We start from the raw sequence: 22169 nt of genomic DNA, 5'->3' as shown, positions 1-22169 counted from the left end.
TATGATTAAAAAAATACTTATCGCCAACAGAGGCGAGATAGCCGTGAGGGTTATCCGCTCCTGCCGCGAAATGGGAATAAAAACCGTCGCCGTTTACTCTACGGCGGACAAGGACTGTCTTCATGTGCTTTTAGCTGATGAAGCAGTCTGCATAGGCCCGCCCCCCTCGGCTAAAAGCTATCTTAACAAAGAAGCTCTTATCACGGCAGCCCTTTGCACTTCCTGTGAGGCAGTGCATCCGGGGGTAGGCTTTTTATCGGAAAATGCAGGTTTCGCCCGCGAGGTAGAAAATGCAGGGCTCTTTTGGATAGGGCCAAAACCCGACACAATCGAAATGCTCGGCGATAAGGTCCGCGCTCGCGAAACAGCCGTAAAAAGCGGACTTCCCGTGACACCCGGTTCGGATGGAGCTATAAAGGAGTTGGCTGAAGCCAAAAAAACGGCCGAAAAATGCGGCTATCCCGTAATCATTAAAGCTGCCTCAGGCGGCGGCGGAAAAGGGATGCGCATCGTTTATAAAGAATCGGAATTAGCCGAAAACCTAAAAATCGCTTCCGCCGAAGCCGAAGCCAATTTTGCCGACGGCACGGTTTATATCGAAAAATATCTGGTAGATCCGCGCCATGTAGAGCTTCAAATTCTGGGCAATGGTAAAGGAGCCGTTTCCGTTTTGGGTGAAAGGGATTGCTCGGTTCAAAAAAATCATCAGAAGTTGATAGAAGAAAGCCCCTCTCCGGCCGTAAGCGAGGAAATGCGGGAAGCCATGTGTAAGGGGGCTGTCAGCCTTTTTTCTTCCCTTAAATACCGCGGGGCGGGAACAATCGAGTTCCTAGTATCAGGCAATAATTTCTACTTTATGGAAGTAAACGCCCGAATTCAGGTAGAGCATCCCGTTTCGGAGATGATTACCGGCACCGATATAATTGCAGAACAAATCCGTGTTTGTACAGGGGAAAACATGAAGTTTGCCCAAGGGATTTTGCCTACTAAAGGCTGGGCTATCGAGGCTAGAATAAACGCCCGCTCTCCAGGGCTCATAAAGAATTTAAGGGTTCCCGGAGGAAACGGAGTGCGTTTTGACAGCTTTTTGTACCAAGGCTATTCGGTAGTTCCGTTTTATGACTCGATGACGGCTAAACTCATCGTTCACGGGGCTGACAGGGCCAATGCTATCCAAAAGCTGCTTTGCGCCCTCGATGAGCTTAAAATTGAAGGCATTACCTGCAATATCGAAGAACAAAAGATTATACTTAACTCAAAAAAGTTCAAATCGGGTGTTTTCGGTACAGGGCTCTATGAAGAGCTTTTTGGAAATAAGTAAGGAGAGTTGATAAACAGTTCGGCAGAAATTCAGCCTCACTGTTTATCTGACGAGTTTTGTGCTTTGCACAAAACATCGCATTATTGATTGCCGTTTCTCACAGGTGTTGCGAAACGGCGTAAAAAGTCAAATCGAAAATTGATATTTTTTCATTGACTTTTTATAGGAGACTTAAAATGGATTGTCCTAGTTGTAAAGTATCATACGATGAAGAGGTTTTTACAGATAACCTGATGGTTTGTCCTCATTGCAATTGCCATTTACGCATAGAACCGAGGCAGAGGATTACCTATCTGACCGATGAAAATTCGTTTCAAGAGCTGTATCCGAACCTCAAAACATGTAACCCCATCGAAATGGAAGGTTATGAAGAAAAGATTTCGGCTGCTGAAGAAAAAGCGTCCTTAAACGAAGCCGTTATTACAGGTTCTTGTAAGATTAAAGGAAGAGATGCCCTCTTAGCCCTCATGTCCTTTCACTTTATGGGAGGTTCTATGGGCTCCGTTGTAGGCGAAAAGATTTCGCGGCTTATGCTAAAGGGAGCAACCGAAAGGATACCTGTAATTATCTATGCGACTTCAGGCGGAGCACGAATGCAGGAAGGGCTTTTTTCGCTGATGCAGATGGCCAAAACTTCGAGTGCGGCTGCCGAGTTGGATGAAAAAGGAGTTCCTCTTTTTATAATGCTATGCGACCCTACCACGGGAGGTGTTACGGCAAGTTTTGCAATGCTTGGCGATATAACGGCAGCGGAACCGGGAGCCCTTATTGGATTTGCAGGCCCTAGAGTTATCGAAGGCACCATCCGCCAGCAGCTGCCAGAAGGATTTCAGCGGGCGGAATTTCAGTTGGAAAAAGGCTTTGTGGACTGTATAGTGCCGCGCCAAGAGCAAAGGCAGTTTTTTGCCCGCATGATTGACGCTCACAGCCTCGGCCTTAAAGAAACCCCTAAAAAGAAAAAGGCCTAAAGTTTTTATAGGAGAAATCTATGAGCAATAAGGATCAAACGAATCTATTAAATAACCTAAAGGATATAGCCCAAAAAGCGGGGCTTGATATAAGCGAGGAGCTTGCAAAAATAAACGCAAAACTTGAAAGCTCAACAGCTCTTTCCAAAACATGGGAAAGGGTAGAACTCGCCCGCCACAGCGACAGGCCCAGAACCTTGGACTACATCAACTTGATTTTCGATAATTTTACCGAGCTTCACGGCGATAGATTTTTCGGCGATGACCCTGCCATGATAGGCGGAATAGGCTTTATCGACGGAATGCCGGTTACGGTAATAGGTACCCAAAAGGGAAGAAACTTACGCGAAACCATCGACAGGAACGGAGGTATGGCAAACCCTGAAGGCTACCGCAAAGCCATGCGCCTTGCAAAACAGGCCGAAAAATTTAAACGGCCGATTATTACCTTTATCGACACTCAAGGGGCCTACCCCGGCCTTGGTGCCGAAGAAAGAGGAATCGGAGAAGCCATCGCCTTTAACTTGAGGGAATTCAGCCGCCTAAAAACGCCCATAATCTGCATAATCATAGGCGAAGGAGGTTCCGGCGGAGCCCTCGGCATAGGAGTCGGAGACAAAATTTACATGCTTGAAAACGCCATCTTCTCGGTTATATCCCCGGAAGGATGCGCTTCAATTCTATTGAGGGATTCAAGCAGGGCAAAAGATGCAGCCGCCATGCTTAAAATTACCAGCCAAGAAGTTCTTGATCTAAAGGTAATTAACGGCATCATCCCCGAACCCGAAAAAGGAGCTCACACCGATCCCAAAAAAACCGCCGATGCTATAAAGGAGCAAATCCTAAAGGATTTAGCCGACCTTACAAAACGCGACCCCGCCGTCTTGGTAAAATACCGAAGCAAAAAGATAAGAAGCATAGGAAAGTATTCGGAATAAACCCTATAGTTCATTTTTTTAATTTTATTAAAAAACCCGTATCGGATCTTAGTTTCCAATACGGGTTTTATTGCAAGTAAGCCTGTTTACTTGTTAATATGAATTACTTAGCAGCATTTTCAATCATGTCAATGTTTTCATCATTTGAAATAATCTCAAGAGCCTTCATAATGTCGTTATAAAGAATGCGGTCTTCGGTAACCTTGGAGATATGCTTTCGAATAAGCTTCATCATCTCTCCTGTTCCCTTGCCGTACTTTTTTACTCCCCTTAAATCGCAGGCTTGAGCAGCCGTAAGCCACTCAATAGCAAGAACATGGCGTACGTTTTTAACGATTTCGGTTATTTTTCGGGCAGCGGTTGTTCCCATACTTACGTGGTCTTCCTTATTTCCTGATGAGGTAATGGAGTCAACACTGGCAGGATGAGCCAATACCTTGTTTTCCGAAACAAGGGAGGCCGCCGTATATTGAGGGATCATAAAGCCTGAATTTACTCCGCCGTTTTCTATTAAGAAGGCAGGAAGGCCTCCGTTTAACTGCGGGTTTACAAGGCGTTCGATTCGGCGCTCGCTTATGTTTGCAAGCTCGCTGACGGCAATCCCCAAGAAGTCCATAGTAATAGCTATGGGCTGACCGTGGAAGTTTCCGCCTGAAATAACATCATGATTGTCCGGGAAGACGAGCGGGTTATCGGTTACGGCATTGATTTCTATCTCTAAAACCTTGCGCACATAGGCAATAGCATCGGCACTTGCTCCGTGAACTTGCGGAACGCATCTGAGCGTATAGGGGTCTTGAACGTCATTTTCTCTTGTATTGATAGATGAACTGCCCTTTAACATTTTGAGAATAAAGGCGGCCGTATCAATCTGTCCCTTGTGCGGACGGGATTTATGGATTCTGGGGTCGAGGGCTGCGGTAATTCCCCTAAAGGCTTCAAATACCAAGGAAGCGCCCATGTTTGCAGCCTTGAGAAGCTGTTCTGCATCGTGCAGGGCTAAGGCTCCGATACCGGACATTACGGGTGTACCGTTAATTATACCGAGTCCGTCTTTTCCCGAAAGGACGACAGGCTTTAAACCGGCTTTTGCAAGAGCTGCCTTTCCTTCCATAAGCTTGCCCTCATAATAGGCCTTTCCCTCTCCTATCATTACAAGGGCAATATGAGCAAGGTTTGCCAAGTCACCGCTTGCTCCTAATGAACCTTTTTCGGGTACATAGGGGATTACACCCTTGTTTAACATATCTACAAGAATATCCGGGACAGACGGGGTTACTCCCGAAAAACCGCTCGCATGAGTGTTAAGCCTTAAAAGCATTATAGCCCTAACTATGTCTTCGGGGAAGGGATTGCCTACACCGCAGGCATGGCTTAATATTAAATTCCTCTGCAGAGCACCGTTTTGATCCTTGGTAATGGTTACGGTGGATAATTCTCCAAAGCCGGTCGAAATGCCGTAAGTAGGTTTACCGCTTTTTACGATATCATCTACAATCTTCTTTGAATCTTTGATTCTTTTTTTTGCATCTGCGGACAGCTTTACTTCCGCTCCGTGGCGGGCAACAGCTACAACGTCTTCTATTGTTAAACTGCTGCCGGTTACTGTTACTGGTTTTACTTTCATTTTTTGCTCCTTATATTTTTATTTTGAATAAGCTATTTCATAAGTGTAAATTCTGCAATTACAGGATGATGATCCGAAACTTCAAAATTTAAATCTGTTGTTTTTACTCCGATAATTTCAACATTGGGAGAACATATAAACCCATCTATTATCGTAGTGTAATTTTCTCCTTTAACATAGGGCTTTTCCAAAAGTCGGACTGTAGGCGTAGAGCTATCAAAGCCCCACTTCCATTCCTTGCCTATAAAATCTGCAGGTAAATATTCTATCCATTCAAGAAATTCCTCAGGTGTAGTGTAAGGCATAAAACGATTTTTTTCTACCCCCGGAAAGAGGGAATTCCAATCTCCTCCGGCAATTACCCAATGTCCTTCATTATAAAATTTTAAAGCAAGGTTTCGTAAATATTCCATTTCTTGCTTTCTTAATACGCCGGCAGCATCGTAGGCTGAAAGATGTAAATTTATTATATAAAGATTTTTATCCGGAACATCTGTTTTGATTTCAGAAACCAGAAGGCAACGCTTTAAGTTGACGGTTTTTAATGGCCATGAAAAAGTTCCGGGAAGCTGAAGCCTTTCCGCATTTTCTATTCCATATTTACTTAAAGTAAAAATACCGCTTTTTACTCTTCCCAATGGATTTAAAACGGGAGCCGGCACTAGCAGCGACCGATTCCAGCAACTTTCGTGACAAAACAAATGTCAGGTTGAAGCGGGTGTTATGTGTTAATTTTCAATTTCCCTTTTAAATAAAATTATAAGCAAAACTTTTATATCTTAATAGTTCGATTAAATTCTTGCCCCCACTCTTTTAGCTAAATATCCAAAACTTGATTATCATCATCATACATATTAAAAAAAATTATTTTACATTTTTTTCTAGTTACTCAGCAAATTGAGTAACGGTATAGTAAAGACAATAGTAATGTAATCAATATGCGAACTATAATATGAGACCATTCTAAATTCCCACCCACATAACCGGTAAAAATTACTAATGGAATCATTAACACTAAAGAAAGATATACAAGCCATGGTAGATTCGTAACCGCAGCCGAAATCAACAAAATAGATCCGACAAAATACAGCAAGTGAACAGTTTTGAAACCTGTCCCCTTAATTTCCGCAATCACTGCAATAAGAGTCAGAATTGCATACAATCCGATAAATCCTCTAGAAAAAATATTAAGTATAGTTTTCAATTTTCTCCCCCTTTAAATAAAATTATAAGCAAAATTTTTATATCTTAATAGTTCGATTGTAATTAAACCAAGTTATTTGAGATAATGCACATATAGGTAACATTATCATCATATATCAAGGGTCTTATTTTACACTAATATAATAGTTAAAATTATAATTTTTGTCAAGCCAACGGAAGTTACACATTCAAAAACCTTTTCCCAAAGCAAAGCGGAACTTAAAAAATAAAATTTTTTTAAGAATAAAAACCTTGAACTATTGAGAAATATTGTGTATAATATGGGGATGACTATTTATACGGATTTACTACACTTGTTGCGGATGTTTTCTTTACGTAGAAACAATGCTCAAGTGACCTTACAACCTTTTCAAGATTATCTCCACCGCTACGCACGGCATTTTTTACAGCAAAAACAGGATTTGGCTGTTCTTCTTGAAATTTCTCTCGAAACTCTTTTAAGTGAACTAAAAAAAATACAAGATGAAGGGGATATCGAAATAACAACGGATAAGTCCAATACAACCATTATATTTGTTCCATATTTCCATGTAGACAATATATCCAGACAATATGCACATCTCGAGCAGCACCCCGACATTCCTTTTCCTCTTTTATCCGATCTACCTAGGAATTTTCCGGGAAAACTCTTAAAAACAATAAGCGTTTCAGATGATCTGGCTGAGTTAAACCCCGAATCAAGGGAAAATTCTTTTTTATATGCCTTAAACTACAATGGAGACATCCCTGCCCTCGTTTTCCCCGGCTCTTACACAACCGAAAAACTCTTAAATTTAGCCTTAGGTAAGATTAAACTTTTTCTATCAAAAGATGAAAGCAGGGATTATATGCAAAAAAGGCTCATGGTGGCCAATCCCGGTAAGGAATTTACGGTTAAAACATTTATCACAAAAATTATGGCACATAGTGTTAACAGCTTTCAAAATGTTAAAGAATCCGGCGATAACTATATATTATGGGGACAGTTATGCGCCTTCATAAAACAGGAATTTGCCAAAAAGAATGAAAAGCTGCCTGATGAGATAGCTTTATTACAGGCTGCCGGAATCTTGGAATATTTAAATAACTATTACAGAAATAAGGCTCAAAAAGATGTCCAAACGGACACTGCTTTAAAAAACCTCCTTCTAGCTTTTCAGAAGGCGCCTTATTATTTTACAATGAAGCAGATAACACAATTTACCGATTCCAGAGGGGTTCCACTGCTTGGGCAATACTCTGAGGAAACCTTACAGAATTTTATGAAGGAAAAAGCCAGCTCCTCGGAAAAGTATATAATTCCGGATATTCTTACCTTTACAAATTCTTCAAATGATAGATTCTATTTGCTTACTGAAAAGGTTGTTCCTCTTTTGATATCCCTCATTAATGAAGCAAGAAAACCGGTTAGAGAGCTATGTATAAAAAAATGGCATGAGATGTTAATGAATTTTGAGCAAGATGACTCAATGAAAAATGACACGGCTTTTAATGAATTATTAAAAGAAATAACCGCTCATTCGGCACCGAATCTATACGGACTTTTAAATGCTCCGTTTATTTTATCAATCATCGCAGATCCCCGCTTAAATGAAATTCAAGCCATGGAAATAAACAGAATTTTTCCGGCAGGTAAGCCTGCAGCATATAGCGAAATTTTAATGCTCAACAGGCATGAAATTTTAAGCGATACAAAAATACTTCTTCCATTCTGGTATACGATTCCTATAATTTCTACAATAATTGCATTTTTTAAACGAAAGAAAAAGACGCCTCAGCCTGTACAGCCCGAAAAAAAAGAGACTCCTTATAAAAAGCCGAAGCTAAAATTAAAGGATGCTGCAGAAAAAATAAGCGCCGAATTTATTCCTCAAGGAATGACAATGGAGCAGGCTCTAGAAAAAAACTTGGATGAATGGAATCAAACTTTGGGACATCCTGCAAGAGAGAACCTGACAGAGGACGTAAATGCATTAATCAGAGATTATTTAAGGGGCATAAATAGAACCCTTTCCTTTTCCAGCTTTACTGCCGACAGGGTCAGAAGCCTGGCTAAAACTCTGCTGGAGTCTTCCAGCCTTTTAAAAATAAAGGAGAGAAAGGCTTTACAGAACTATGCAGAACTTTACATCGTAAAATTGGTATCGCAGTATTCTTAATTTATGTTGAGTCTTATAACTACAACCAACACGATTTTTTTAAGCATCCTCCTTCAAGCATTTCCTTTTATGCTTTTGGGGATAGTTATATCTTCAATACTGCATGTTTTTATTTCGGGTAATTTTATCGTTAAAGTTTTTCCGAGCAGACACGGTCTTGGATTTTTAACTGCCGTATTCGGCGGACTTGTTTTTCCGGTATGTGAATGTGCTTCGGTTCCCGTTCTTTCCGGGCTTGTAAAAAAAGGAGTTATCATGCCTATTGCGGTAACCTTTATGCTTGCAGCTCCTATTTTAAATCCTATTTCAATAATGGCTACCCTATATGCCTTCCCTGAATCTCCGATGATTGCGGTATATAGGGTAATCTTAGGTATAGTAACGGCCGCCTCAATCGGGATGTTGCTTTTGTTCTATCCTAAAAACGAATATTTGAAGGAAGGCATAGAGAACGATAATCATTGTTCTTGCGGCTGCAACTGCGGAGACTCCTGCAGCGCATCTCATGGTTCCGGACAAAGATCCTTTATTGAAAATATAAAGGAAATGTTCTTGCACAGCGGAACGGAATTTTTTAATGTCGGTCCTTATTTTATATTGGGAGCCTTATTTACTTCCCTAATACGAGCCGGAGTACCGAGTAATTTTTTTATACAATTTAATGAATCCCATTCTTTGAGCGGAATTTTAATTATGATGCTTTTTGCCTTTATTTTTTCTGCATGTTCAACATCGGATGCCTTTATTGCCCGAAGCTTTTATGGAACTTTTTCACTCTTTTCAATTATGGGCTTCCTCGTATACGGCCCCATGATGGATATAAAAAATATCTTCATGCTTTTATCTATTTTTAAAAAACGGTTTGTAATAGAATTGACCATAATCATAACTATTATGAATATCATTTTTATAAGTACAATGAGTTTTCTAATCAAGATATGAAAAAAATATTTTTAAGTGTTTTTATTGAAAAAATTATACGCTCCTTATTGTTATTGATAGGGTCTTTTATTTTTATCTATGCAGTAGTCTCACAAAAAGCCCTGCTATATGTTCATATCCGGCACATCGGTATAATTATTTTTTCGGCTATTGTATTTTTTATAATAGGGATTCTTACAATGAGGGATGCCTTTTATTTTCCATATCACACACATTCAAAAAGAAAAAGCCCCTTGTACTTAATAATTTTTTTACTGCCAATTTTGTTTGCGCTCCTTATTCCCTACAAAGCTTTAACTTCGGACTCTCTTGCATTTAACGGAGATATTTTTTTATTTCAAAAGCAAAAAGAAGAGGCCGGTTATAATTTCAATTTTAGACCGAGCAGACTTTTAGAATTGGAAGACGGCTTTGTGGTTATGGATGATGAAACCTTCGGACGCTGGCTGCCTGAACTTTATCTGAATTTGGACTCATGGGTAAATAAGAAGATAAAAATCGAAGGCAGTGTTTGGAAAAATCCTGAAGTTTTAAGTGAAAACGAATTCGCTATAGGAAGAATGTTGATGGTTTGCTGTGCAGCCGATATGCAGCCGGCAGGTCTTATAGCTCAATGGTTTAAGGCCAATGAGCTAAAAGAGGACGATTGGGTACGCGTTACAGGAACAATTTCAAAAATAGAATATGAAGGCAGTTTCGAACCTCTAATCATAGTCGATAATATAGAATTTATTCCGCGTCCTGCCTTAGAATATGTCTATCCTTTTTAAAGAATTTTCCGATAATTGTTTTATTTAAATCCCTTTAGACCAGTCCGTTTCTTTATCCATTTTTATTAAAACGGATTTTGTAATTTCTGCAATAGATTCTTTTGCATTAGCCTTTCTATTTTTAAAAATACATTTATGGGCAAGAACATAGGGAGCGATTATTTCAATATCCGTATCTTCAACCCAGTTTCTCCCATTAGAAAGAGCCATAGTTTTTGCGAGATGTAAAAATTGCAAAGAAGCCCTAGGAGAAGCTCCCAATTCAATGTCGGAATGTTCTCTTGTTTTATTGCAAATATCTATTATAGCTTTTTGTAAGGCCTTGTGACAGTAAACTCTTTCTTGCTCTTCACGGGATGTAATTATATTGCCCGTAGTGATGATGGGATAAAGTTTTGAAAGTGCCGACACACCTGGGTTACCGTCAAGGATTTCAAGAGCAGACTCATCATCCGGATAACCTATAGAAATAGAGACCATAAACCTGTCAAGCTGAGCCGGAGGCAATGGATAAGTTCCTAATGTTTCTACAGGGTTTTGAGTAGCAGCCGTAAAAAAAGTCTCGGGCAATTTGTAAGTTTGTTTTCCGACAGTAACCTGTTTTTCTTCCATAACCTCAAGAAGTGCGGCCTGAACTTTGGGGGGAGTTCTATTTAATTCATCAGCCAAAAAAATGTCGCAAAAAACGGGCCCCTTTATAAATTCAAAACTTTGAGTTTGTGCATTAAAAACATCAACGCCGGTAATATCATAGGGAAGCAAGTCCGGGGTACATTGAATCCTTTTAAACTCGGCAGGATCGCCGTAGTCTTTTTTTATTAATTTAGCTAGAGCTTTTACCATTGTTGTTTTTCCGACTCCGGGAACATCATCTATAAGAACATTGCCTCCGGTCAAAAACGCCGCAACAAAAAGGCGAATAACCTCATCCTTTCCTTTTATTACTAAACCGATATTTCTTATAAGCTCATCTATTATATTTTTCGTATTCATATCAAACAGTATAACCGAAAATATAATTTTGTCTATATCAAAAGCCTTATAACTTGAAAGTAAAAATATCCTTTACAAAAATATTAACGGAATTTTTAAATCCGTTTTTATCTAACTTTTCAATCGGAAAATTCTTGCTGTAAAGAGTATATCCGTTTTTATCGGCTAATTTAAAAGTAAGACCTTTATTGGAATATGTCAGCCGAAGAGAAAATTTAGAATTATCGTCTTCTATAAAACGGGATGATAGTATTAATTTTTTCATTTTCTTTGCACTGATTTTTATATTTTCAATTTTGTCTATTTCTATGGTTATTTTTACAGGTAACTTTATATCATATTCCAAAAAGACGGCAGGATTTAAATCAAAAAGAGATTCCAAGTAAAGATAATAGAGCTGTGAAGAATGGTTTTTTGCAATTTTACTTCCTTGGGCATACAAGTCCGCAAGACTATGTTTTTCCCATTCCAAATCCATTTTTGAAATACCTTCATTGAGTAGTTTTAAATCGGCCTCCAGAATTGCCCGGTCGGCAAGATAGGCACCGGCACTTTGCGGAATAAACATAGTTTCTATAGATTCGGCTTTTTTAAGATATTTTAAAGCCTTTTTCCCTTTTCCTTTAAAGGCATTATAATAGTAAGTGTTTGTATAAAGATTATTTGTATTGCCGCTTAAATCTCCTGTACTGTTTTTCTTATATTCCTTTGCAACTTTTAAAGAGTATAATCTAAAAACAGCATCATAATATGTATATTTTAATTTATAATTTATTTTATTGCTGAAATTTTTTATCCAACCTAAAAAGCCTGATTTTAGTTCGGTTTTTTCAAAATTATATTTTCGTATGTATAATGATTTTTTAATTTTATACAGATTGGTTTTAAATTCGTTTACACTCAAACCGTAATTTGAAATCCATGCTTCACTGGTGTTTTGAAGTTGGTTTAAAATATACTGTTCGGCCTTTTCAATATGACCCGTTTTTAAATATAAACTTATAATGTTTAAGGCTGAAAGAGGAGTATCATCATCAGCGGATGCTGAAAGATATGCAGACAGGGCCTGTGAAAAATTATTTCTTCTTTCTTCAAGTTCGCCCAGTATCATATAACTCGAACTACGTTCTTTCATATTTAAAGCAGCCCTTGCATCCTCTATTGCATTATCAAATCGATAAAATTGGCTCTCTAAAATAGACCTATTATAATAATAAACGGAACCCGAATATGTTCTATTAACTTGTTCAGCGCCCTTTATTGCCTTTGTATAAAACTCTTTCGATCTCTCATAATCAAACATTTCATTGTACAATGTGCCCAAAGAATTATAAACCGATAAGTCCTCGCCATAACGCTTTATATTATCCAATAAAAAGCGTATCCCTTCCTCAGGCCTATGACATTTAAAACATAGCCAGCCGTAATTTGAAGCCGCAAAGCGGTCATAAGGGATAAGACGTAAATAATTTTTAATATACATCAAGGCTTCTTCATATTTATTTAAGGAGGATGCACAACCGGAAATATAAAATAAGATACTGCTGTTTTCAGGATTAATTTCCAAACCATTCTTTAATATTTTATATGCAGGTTTATATAATTCCTTATTATGATAAATTTCTCCCAATTTTAAAAATAAACTGTCATTTTGAGGATATTTTTTTATTCCATCCTGTAAAAGAGACAAGGCCAACTCCCAATTTTCAGCTTCCACTGCCTTTTCGGCCTCAACAACAATAGTTTCCGCACTTTCTGCAAATACAAAACACGATATAAGGCAAAAAGCCAGCAAGACAATAATCTTTTTTGTTTTGTTTTTTAAAAGATTTTTGGCAGCCTCTGCATCATCTATTGTACATTCCGGTGCAAATTTTGCTTTTTGAATTAGAGTATTCATTTCTATTTTCTCTTCAGTGCTCCGTTTTCTTTTTTTAAATAACTTACCGGCGGTAAGCACAATTCTTCTGTTATTCTTAGAAAATTTTAATATAAGATGAGGCCGAGCCTTGTAAATTACAAATATTATAATCAAAAGAATAATTATAATAAATCTAAAAAAAGATATGTTATCTTTAAAAAATTGTTTTATATAAGTACCTATGTTTAAAACATCATCTTCCCTTTCGGTAATTTCCGTAATTTTTATTTCACTGCGTTTTTCAAGAATCTCACTTAAAAGAGAATTAAATTCCTCTCCTCCTGCATTCATACCAAAATTAATATTTTCTCCTTCCGCAAGCTGAGAAGTCGTAGGATCGAAACTAACCCAGCCTATGTACGGAAAAAAAACTTCAACCCATGCGTGAGCCATGTTTGCCCGTACCGGATAATAATTCATAATTTCAGATTCGGGCTGAACAAAAAATCCTACCGCCACTCTGGCAGGTATCCCTATGCTTCTAAGCATAAGAGCATAAGAAAAAGCAAAATAAGTACAGTATCCTTTTTTTGTTTCAGTCAAAAAATATTTTAATTGATTACCATCAGGAGCTTTTCCGGGTTTTAGAGAATACCGAAAATCCCCATCCGTAAAATAAAATTGAAGAGCTAAAATTTTATCCAGATAATCGGGAATATCGCCGGTTATATCTTCAGCTGTTTGATGCACAAGTTTAAAACTTTCATCATCAATTTTAGTATAAAAATCCAAATCTACTTTCGACATTCCCTCATCTTCATCTCCTGATGGAAATGCCTCGCCGTAAAGATCCGATGCAAAATCAAATATTGCATCGCTGAAAACCTTATATCCTCCGTTAAATTTTGAACTATCCCAAATCTCATAAGGAATTACCTGTGTCGGATAATCCATAGCTATAAAGGAAGACGGAGATAAATTTACAAAAAAATATTCTTGTGCAACTTTTTCACGCATAGAAAAGGCTCTATGCAAAATATCTTTTCGACCCTTAGGTAGAGAAATAATTTGAGCTTTTTCGGATGGAGCTTTTTTTTCATAAAACCCTTTTGCAGAATCCCAGCCTGAAAGATACATCCTCCTCAACATATTGTGAGAAAAATCATTATCAAAATGAGCAACCAAAATAAGGTCATCGCTCATTTTAATTTCACTTTGCAATTTTAAATAATCGGAAAAATCAAATCTAAAAAGAGTAGGCTGCAATAAACCTCCATGATTAACCGATGAGGATTCATTGTAGGTTTTTAATACAAAGGTCATTATAAAAGTAAAAAACAATAAAAAAAACAAAAAAAATGTAAAAACCTTTTTTTCAAAATTAAAAGATAAAAAAAGACGGATTATTTCGACTGCAGAAAAGCTAAGCGAAAATAAAACCGCATATATCGGGTGTTCAAAAACGGACATCGAAAAATTTCCTTGAGTCCAAAAAAGAAGAGCAAAAATACTAAAAAAAACTATAGGTTCATAACGGCGGTACTTTTCATTTTTATAAAAATTAATAGTAGAAGTAGAAATAAAAACAGTTTGTAATATCAAAAAAGGGAAAATAACACCCAGCCTTAAATATAGTATATCGAAAGGTTCGGCTGAAATAATTTTAAATAAAAATAAAAGCAAAAACAAAAAAATAATCAAACTTAAACATATCAAAATAATAGATGCCGATAGTTTTATCTGTTTTTTTTGGAACTGATAACACAAAAAAATTATAATCACAGCCCAGACAGGAAGAATAAAATGGGGTAAAATTTCAAACAAGTATAATGAAGGAATAATACTTAGCATTAGCAATGAGAGTATACGTAAAAGAAAATTAAACTTATATCGAGTAAGCATAAAATCCTCCGGTCTTCAATTCGTGTTTTAGAATCTCAATTTTTTCGTTCATTTCTTTTGACAAGCGGTTATATTTTTTTTGAGACGAAGTATAAAACAAAAAAGAATGTAAAATATTTTTAGGTTCAATAATTATACTTTCCGGTCCGGTATAAAAAACACATTCTTTTTTATGATCTGAAAAGATTCCAAAAAGTTTATCTAAAATTTTCTTGCTTGATTGTACGGGCATAAAAAAATAGAGCAAACAAGTTTTTTTGTTTTCCCCATCAATAAAAAAATTCCTCTTTAATTTAGGTTCAGCCTCGCTTGATTTTTTTTGAACCCTAATTTGCGGAATGGAAAAAAATCTTTTTATCGATTCTTCCACATCTCTATCATCCGAGTAAACGCTCCCCGTTTCATAAGAGTTTTTTTCGTTATCATAAAAACGAATATTAAAACTTATTCCTTTTTGATGTAAATAAAAAGCTATCGACGTACTCAAATTAATAAACTCATCGAATTTCTTTTTATAAAATTCAATATCGTTATTTACAATCGGACTTTCAACATATATTGTAAAAAAACTTCTTGGCGGAGGAACAAAATCTCCCTGTTTTATACTAAGTTCCTGAGTGTGAGCATACAGCTTCCAATTAAGTTTTCTTATATCATCACCAGGAAAATAAGGGCGGGAATCATAAAGTTCATCAGTCCGTCTCAAGTTTATAGTATGAGCTGATGTTTCATTTAAAATTTCGGGAATCGCAAAGCTTTTTATTTCTGTCAACATCGGATAAATAAAAAGTTGAGGTATGGATTTTTCTTTTTTTAACAATCGAAATGAAAAAAATCCTGCAAGATCGGAAATTTCGATATACTCTTTTTCCAAAAAAAATCTACCTCTTTCTTCTTTTGGCAGAGGAAAATGGGCCGCAAACCTTTTAAGTTTAATATTAAATTTTAAACTTCTGCTTTTTTTATTTTTTAAATCCGATAAAAACTCAAAACCGTAAAATACAATAACCCCCGGTAAAATAATCGAAAAAAGTTTTTTCCCTTTTCGGACTCTTGAGGGTAGAATGGAAATATTTTCATTTTTTAATTCTACCAATAAATCCGTTTTCTTCCATAACAAGACGGAAAGACTAATAAAAATTAAGGAAAGCACAACATAAAGGCATAAGCAAACGCCGCAAACAATTGCAAACAATTCGCCTCGAATAGCGGCTCCCGTCAACAAGAGAATTGAAAATATAATATAAATAGTTCCGGAAACCGTAAACTTAAAAACCTTCATCAACGGCATATTATCATTTTTAAAAGAAAAAATCAATCAACAACCCCGACACGAAGCATCGGGGTATGTTGTTCTCATAAGGTGGTTACAGTCGGCTTTAATACCCTTTGTTACGACGCAGAGCATCAGGGTATTAAAGCCTCCGCACGAATAAAAAAAGCCAGGCAGCATCCTACTTTCCCACTTGATCAGCAGTATCATCGGCGTAAGAGAGCTTGACTTCCGTGTTCGGGATGGGAACGGGTATTACCTCTCCACTATGGCCACCTGGCAATAATAAACAAATTAAGGACTTAAAACTTAAAATAAGTTTTAAGTGTACTAAAAAAGAGAACGAAGAAAAAAATTAATTTTTTTTATTTACTAGAAAAAAGAAACAATAATATGGTCAAGCCTCACGACTTATTAGTATTGGTCGGCTGAACACATTACTGTGCTTAGACCTCCAACCTATCAACCTTGTAGTGTGCAAGGAGTCTTTAGGAGGGTTAAACCCTCAGGGATACGTAGTCTTGAGGCGGGCTTCCCACTTAGATGCCTTCAGCGGTTATCCCTTCCGAACTTAGCTACCCGGCAATTACCCTTGGCAGGATAACCGGTACACCAGAGGTTCGTCCATTTCGGTCCTCTCGTACTAAAAACAGCTCCTCTCACGTATCCAACGCCCATAGCAGATAGGGACCGAACTGTCTCGCGACGTTCTGAACCCAGCTCACGTACCGCTTTAATTGGCGAACAGCCAAACCCTTGGGACCTGCTTCAGCCCCAGGATGCGATGAGCCGACATCGAGGTGCCAAACATTCCCGTCGATGTGAACTCTTGGGGAATATCAGCCTGTTATCCCCGGAGTACCTTTTATCCGTTAAGTGACGGCGCTTCCACTCGCTACCGCCAGATCATTAAGACCTACTTTCGTATCTGCTCGAGCTGTCACTCTCGCAGTTAAGCCTCCTTGTGCCTTTACACTCGCTGCGCCGATTTCCAACCGGCGTGAGGAGACCTTCGCGCACCTCCGTTACTCTTTAGGAGGCGACCGCCCCAGTCAAACCGCCTGCCTATCACTGTCCCGCTTCCGGTTTCACGGACAGCGGTTAGAAACCTGATTTATCAAGGGTGGTATTTCACTTTTCGGCTCCACCCAACCTAACGGTCAAGCTTCATAGCCTCCCACCTATTCTACACATGATAAACCAAGTCCCAATAATAAGTTGCGGTGAAGGTTCACGGGGTCTTTCCGTCTAACTATGGGTAACCGGCTTCTTTACCGGTATATAAATTTCACCGAGTCTCGCGTTGAGACAGTGCCCAGAATCGTTACACCATTCGTGCGGGTCGGAACTTACCCGACAAGGAATTTCGCTACCTTAGGACCGTTATAGTTACGGCCGCCGTTTACCGGGGCTTCAATTCAAAGCTTCACATTGCTGTTAACCTCTCCTCTTAACCTTCCGGCACCGGGCAGGTGTCACCACCTATACGTCCCATTGCTGGTTCGCAGATGGCTGTGTTTTTGATAAACAGTCGCCTGGGCCTGCTTTCTGCCACCCCCTCATCTTTAAAAAAAAGGAGGTCACACTTTTTCCGAAGTTACGTGTGCATTTTGCCGAATTCCTTAACGCGAGTTCTCTCGAGCGCCTTAGATTTCTCATCCCATCTACCTGTGTCGGTTTACGGTACGGTCTTTTATAACCTAACCTTAGACAGTATTTCCCGGCACCTTGATTACGCCCGCTTCGTTCCACCGTAGTTTCACTCGCTGTCGCAGCTTACCTTGAATAGCGGATTTGCCTGCTACTCTTTATAACGGCTCGCTTACTTTGACCGGCATCCGTTAGCCGGCCGGGTTTCACCTCATGCGTCCTGCCATCGAAATTATAAAAGGTATCGGAATATGAACCGATTTCCCATCGACTACGACCTTCGTCCTCGCCTTAGGGGCCGACTTACCCTGGGGAGATTACCTTTACCCAGGAAACCTTAGATTTTCGGCGGGGAGGGATCTCACCTCCCTTTTCGTTACTTATACCTGCATTCTCTCTTCCATCTCCTCCAGAATCCCTCGCGGGTATTCCTTCATCAGTTAATGGAATGCTCCCCTACCGCCTTATGCTCAAAAATGCATAAGACCCGTAGCTTCGGTATACTGCTTAGCCCCGTTACATTATCTGCGCATGGACACTCGACCAGTGAGCTGTTACGCACTCTTTAAAGGAATTGCTGCTTCTAAGCCAACCTCCTGGCTGTCTTTGTATCCACACTTCATTTCACACTCAAGCAGTATTTGGGGACCTTAGCTGACGGTCTGGGCTGTTTCCCTTTTGACTACGAACCTTAGCGCACGCAGTCTCACTCCCATACGTTGATTATCGGCATTCAGAGTTTAACTGGGTTTGGTAGGCTTTGACGCCCCCTAGTCCAACTAGTGCTTTACCTCCGATAATTTTGTATGAGGCTGTCCCTAAAGGCATTTCGGGGAGAACCAGCTATTTCCGGGTTTGATTAGCCTTTCACTCCTAGTCACAAGTCATCCATACCTTTTTTAACAGATTATAGTTCGGTCCTCCACAAGGTTTTACCCTTGCTTCAACCTGCTCATGACTAGATCACTCCGGCTTCGGGTCTACGACATGCAACTATTCGCCCTATTAAGACTCGGTTTCCCTTAGGCTCCGGAACTTCTATTCCTTAACCTCGCTGCATATCGTAACTCGCAGGCTCATTCTACAAAAGGCACGCTACCACCCTTAAAAGGGCTGTAACATCTTGTTGGTTTACGGTTTCAGGTTCTATTTCACTCCCCTTACTGGGGTTCTTTTCACCTTTCCCTCACGGTACTTGTTCACTATCGGTAGCTAAGTAGTATTTAGCCTTGGATCGTGGTCGACCCGGCTTCCGACAGGGTTTCTCGTGCCCCGCCGTACTCAGGTACTGCATCAACAAGTCCGATTTATTTCGCTTACGGGGGTTTCACCCTCTGCGCCAGGCTTTCCCAAAACCTTTCTGCTATAAATCGAATTTGTAACTTGTCGGTCCTACGCCGATGCAGCCCTTCAACTCCCTTTAAAGGGTTTAGGCTCTTCCAATTTCGCTCGCCGCTACTTTCGGAATCTCTTATTTGATTTCTTTTCCTTGAGTTACTTAGATGGTTCAGTTCACTCAGTATCGCTTTACCTCTCTATTTTATTCAAGAGCGTAATGTCAGTATCACTACTAACGGGTTACCCCATTCGGCTATTTCCGTATCACAGGATGTGTGCTCCTACACGGAACTTTTCGCAGCTTACCACGGCCTTCTTCGCCTCTTAGCTCCATAGGCATTCGCCATAAACCTATTCTCGCTTGACCATATTATTGTCCCTTCTTTCTTTACACTTTTCGCTTAAAAAAGAAGTTTTGTATTTTTAGTTTTCTTTTACACTGTTATGTTTCAAACATTCCAGCGTCTTCATTCCCTTCCCTAGTTATGTCAAATATCTGTTCGCCTTTTCTTAGCGATTGGGCGAATAAAAACCTTGTCGTTAAACAAGGTATTTATGGAGATAAGGGGATTCGAACCCCTGACCTACGGCTTGCAAAGCCGCCGCTCTAGCCAGCTGAGCTATATCCCCTCAGTTGCTTTATAAAAAAAGAGTTTCAGGAAAGAACAGAAGGAAGTATCAATTTGTCTTGTGTACTTCAAGACTATTATACAAGTATTATTTGTATATGTTAGAAGGTTGAACAACCTTCAAATTACCCTTTCTCTTAGAAAGGAGGTGATCCAGCCGCACCTTCCGGTACGGCTACCTTGTTACGACTTCACCCTCCTTACCAAACGTACCTTCGGCACCGTCCTCCCTTACGGGTTAGACTAGCGACTTCGGGTACCCTCGACTCGGATGGTGTGACGGGCGGTGTGTACAAGGCCCAGGAACGTATTCACCGCACCGTGCTGATGTGCGATTACTAGCGATTCCAACTTCATGAAGTCGAGTTTCAGACTTCAATCCGGACTACGATTGCTTTTTTGCGTTTTGCTTGACCTCGCGGTGTCGCTTCGATTTGTAGCAACCATTGTAGCACGTGTGTAGCCCTGGACGTAAGGGCCATGATGACTTGACGTCATCCCCACCTTCCTCCGATTTGTCATCGGCAGTTCCGCCAGAGTCCTCAGCTTTACCTGTTAGTAACTGGCAGTAGGGGTTGCGCTCGTTGCGGGACTTAACCCAACACCTCACGGCACGAGCTGACGACAGCCATGCAGCACCTGTCAAGAGCCGTATTGCTACGCTGCCATATCTCTATGTCATTGCTCTTGATGTCAAACCCAGGTAAGGTTTCTCGCGTATCATCGAATTAAACCACATGCTCCACCGCTTGTGTGGGCCCCCGTCAATTCCTTTGAGTTTCACCCTTGCGGGCATACTTCCCAGGCGGTACACTTAATGCGTTTGCGTCGGCACCGAAGCTCTTGCCCCGACACCTAGTGTACATCGTTTACTGTGCGGACTACCAGGGTATCTAATCCTGTTTGCTCCCCGCACCTTCGTATATCAGCGTCAATCATCGGCCAGAAACCCGCCTTCGCCACCGGTGTTCTTCCAAATATCTACAGATTCCACCCCTACACTTGGAATTCCGGTTTCCCCTCCGTGATTCAAGTCAAGCAGTACCCAATGCAGTTTACGAGTTGAGCTCGTAGATTTCACACCAGGCTTACCTAACCGCCTACATACCCTTTACGCCCAATAATTCCGAACAACGCTCGCCCCTTACGTGTTACCGCGGCTGCTGGCACGTAATTAGCCGGGGCTTATTCGCATGACTACCGTCATCAAAGAAGCATTCCCTCTTCTTCTTATTCTTCATCTGCAAAAGAATTTTACAACCTTTCGGCCTTCTTCATTCACACGGCGTCGCTCCGTCAGACTTTCGTCCATTGCGGAAGATTCTTAGCTGCTGCCTCCCGTAGGAGTTTGGGCCGTATCTCAGTCCCAATGTGTCCGTTCACCCTCTCAGGCCGGATACCCATCGTTGCCTTGGTGGGCCTTTACCTCACCAACTAGCTAATGGGACGCGGGCCCATCCTGAAGCGGAGCCGTAGCTCCTTTCCTCATTTACCTTTATGTAAATGAGCACATTCGGTATTATCTAATATTTCTACTAGCTATCCCCATCTTCAGGGCAGGTCACCCACGCGTTACTCACCAGTCCGCCACTCTAGGGGAGAGCAAGCTCTCCCTTACCGTTCGACTTGCATGCTTAAGACGCGCCGCCAGCGTTCGTTCTGAGCCAGGATCAAACTCTCCATCATTATTATTTCAAGCCGCCCTTAAAGAGCGGTTGATTTCTAATTTTAGTTTGTCCCTTACTTATTATTGTTAAGGAATTTGGTAAAGGCTAATCAGCTTAACCCCTACCGGTTTTTGATACTTTCCTTACCAAAAGCTTTACGCTTTGGCTATTTTTGTTCTTTCCCTTCCCTCTTAATTTCAAATATCATCCGCTAAAAACTCGTAAAAGTTATGTAGCGAGCAAAAAGGAGTATACAGTATTTTCTCACTTTTTGTCAAGAGCTTTTTAAAAGTTTTTTTTATTTTTTTTAACCTTTTTTGCAGCTTTTAAACTGCCAAACTTAAGAAGTCTTACCTTCATTGAAAATGCAAGACTTGCAAAACTTTTCTAGTGTTTTCTTTGCTTTTCTAGGCACACCGTCTTAACAGACGGTGTGAGCGAATATACCCCTTTCTCAAACTTTTGTCAAGTACTTTTTGTAAGGTTTTTCCAAGTTTTCTGCCGATAAACTCTCCATTTTCCCGACCTTTTTTTGGTGTATTGCTTACCTTCCTTTGCCCTACTTAACATCCTTTTGTATTTATGATATTATGCCATTTACTTATGGAAAAGAACAATAATAAAATATCAAAAGAAGTCTTCTCGACTCTTTTGTATCTTTCCCGCCTTTCTTTAGGTGAACAGGAAGAAGCCCGCTTATCGGGACAGGTAAATAACTTGGTCGGTTATTTTGAAATCTTGGATAAATTTGCGGACAGCAGTTTGGATTCTTCGATGTATGCCAAACACAGCGAAACAGACTTACGCTCCTCCGAAGTAAAAGAAGGCCTTGCTCAAAGCGACCTTAAAAAAATGACTTCGGAATATATGGATAATTATTTTAGAGTTCCAAAGGTTTTAGGCTCAGGAGCCTAAGGAGATAAAATTT

Annotated in this window: 13 protein-coding genes, 1 tRNA gene and 3 rRNA genes; 7 read left to right on the top strand and 10 right to left on the bottom strand. The window is 39.8% G+C overall.

Translation table 11 applies throughout. The features are described from left to right. Position 1: 1 nt before the first annotated feature. From TDE_RS02865 to TDE_RS02855, 3 genes are all read left to right on the top strand, one after another. Positions 2–1321 (top strand): acetyl-CoA carboxylase biotin carboxylase subunit, encoded by a 1320-nt coding sequence (locus TDE_RS02865; protein ID WP_002681761.1) that lies wholly within the window; start codon positions 2–4, stop codon positions 1319–1321. A gap of 176 nt (positions 1322–1497) precedes the next feature. After that, entirely contained in the window at positions 1498–2289 is a 792-nt protein-coding gene (gene accD, locus TDE_RS02860; RefSeq protein ID WP_002672437.1) for an acetyl-CoA carboxylase, carboxyltransferase subunit beta, read from the top strand. 20 nt (positions 2290–2309) lie between these two features. Beyond that, positions 2310–3227, top strand: a complete 918-nt coding sequence (locus TDE_RS02855) for an acetyl-CoA carboxylase carboxyltransferase subunit alpha (protein ID WP_002676956.1) — start codon at positions 2310–2312, stop codon at positions 3225–3227. A gap of 103 nt (positions 3228–3330) precedes the next feature. Here TDE_RS02855 and hutH read toward each other — a convergent pair whose 3' ends face one another. The 3 genes from hutH to TDE_RS02840 form a co-directional block, all read right to left on the bottom strand. Beyond that, positions 3331–4854, bottom strand: coding sequence for a histidine ammonia-lyase (hutH, locus tag TDE_RS02850; protein WP_002681759.1), 1524 nt, complete (start codon positions 4852–4854; stop codon positions 3331–3333). 32 nt (positions 4855–4886) lie between these two features. After that, positions 4887–5516 carry an endonuclease/exonuclease/phosphatase family protein gene (locus tag TDE_RS02845; RefSeq protein WP_002681757.1) on the bottom strand — a complete coding sequence of 210 codons (630 nt, stop codon included), beginning with the start codon at positions 5514–5516 and terminating at the stop codon, positions 4887–4889. 227 nt (positions 5517–5743) lie between these two features. Beyond that, positions 5744–6058, bottom strand: coding sequence for a hypothetical protein (locus TDE_RS02840; protein ID WP_002669840.1), 315 nt, complete (start codon positions 6056–6058; stop codon positions 5744–5746). 280 nt (positions 6059–6338) lie between these two features. Between TDE_RS02840 and TDE_RS02835 the strand changes: the two genes are divergently transcribed. The 3 genes from TDE_RS02835 to TDE_RS02825 are packed head-to-tail and all read left to right on the top strand — an operon-like array spanning position 6339 to position 9928. Next, complete coding sequence (locus TDE_RS02835) at positions 6339–8216, top strand: hypothetical protein (protein ID WP_002681756.1); 1878 nt, start codon at positions 6339–6341, stop codon at positions 8214–8216. A gap of 3 nt (positions 8217–8219) precedes the next feature. Then, on the top strand, positions 8220–9158 hold the full coding sequence (locus TDE_RS02830) for a permease (protein ID WP_002681755.1): 939 nt from the start codon (positions 8220–8222) through the stop codon (positions 9156–9158). Next, positions 9155–9928, top strand: a complete 774-nt coding sequence (locus TDE_RS02825; protein ID WP_002669837.1) for a TIGR03943 family putative permease subunit — start codon at positions 9155–9157, stop codon at positions 9926–9928. The genes TDE_RS02830 and TDE_RS02825 overlap by 4 nt, the downstream gene beginning before the upstream one ends. Positions 9929–9952: 24 nt before the next feature. On the opposite strand, the gene TDE_RS02820 is transcribed toward TDE_RS02825, so the two are convergent. From TDE_RS02820 to TDE_RS02790, 7 genes are all read right to left on the bottom strand, one after another. Continuing rightward, a complete protein-coding gene (locus TDE_RS02820) occupies positions 9953–10921 on the bottom strand; it encodes an AAA family ATPase (protein ID WP_002681753.1) in 969 nt (322 codons plus the stop codon). Between the two features lie 46 nt (positions 10922–10967). Further along, entirely contained in the window at positions 10968–14684 is a 3717-nt protein-coding gene (locus TDE_RS02815) for a transglutaminase domain-containing protein (RefSeq protein WP_002681748.1), read from the bottom strand. Continuing rightward, positions 14668–15966: a DUF58 domain-containing protein gene (locus TDE_RS02810; RefSeq protein WP_002681746.1), complete on the bottom strand. Its 1299-nt coding sequence runs from the start codon at positions 15964–15966 to the stop codon at positions 14668–14670. Before TDE_RS02810 ends, TDE_RS02815 begins: the two co-directional genes overlap by 17 nt. 159 nt (positions 15967–16125) lie before the next feature. After that, a 5S ribosomal RNA gene (gene rrf, locus TDE_RS02805) occupies positions 16126–16237 on the bottom strand. A gap of 113 nt (positions 16238–16350) precedes the next feature. After that, positions 16351–19312: ribosomal RNA gene (locus TDE_RS02800) — 23S ribosomal RNA — on the bottom strand. A 189-nt stretch (positions 19313–19501) separates the two neighbouring features. Continuing rightward, positions 19502–19575: transfer RNA gene (locus TDE_RS02795), tRNA-Ala, on the bottom strand. 140 nt (positions 19576–19715) lie between these two features. Then, positions 19716–21260 (bottom strand): 16S ribosomal RNA (locus TDE_RS02790). Together the 16S, 23S and 5S rRNA genes with 1 tRNA gene alongside form the textbook arrangement of a ribosomal RNA operon. Before the next feature lie 584 nt (positions 21261–21844). Between TDE_RS02790 and gatC the strand changes: the two genes are divergently transcribed. Beyond that, positions 21845–22156, top strand: a complete 312-nt coding sequence (gene gatC / locus TDE_RS02785; RefSeq protein ID WP_002665812.1) for an Asp-tRNA(Asn)/Glu-tRNA(Gln) amidotransferase subunit GatC — start codon at positions 21845–21847, stop codon at positions 22154–22156. Positions 22157–22169 lie beyond the last annotated feature (13 nt).

This window comes from Treponema denticola ATCC 35405, from assembly GCF_000008185.1.
Taxonomy (GTDB): domain Bacteria; phylum Spirochaetota; class Spirochaetia; order Treponematales; family Treponemataceae; genus Treponema_B; species Treponema_B denticola.
Note: the sequence above shows the minus strand (reverse complement) of the source record. Positions and strands in the feature narration are given on the sequence as shown.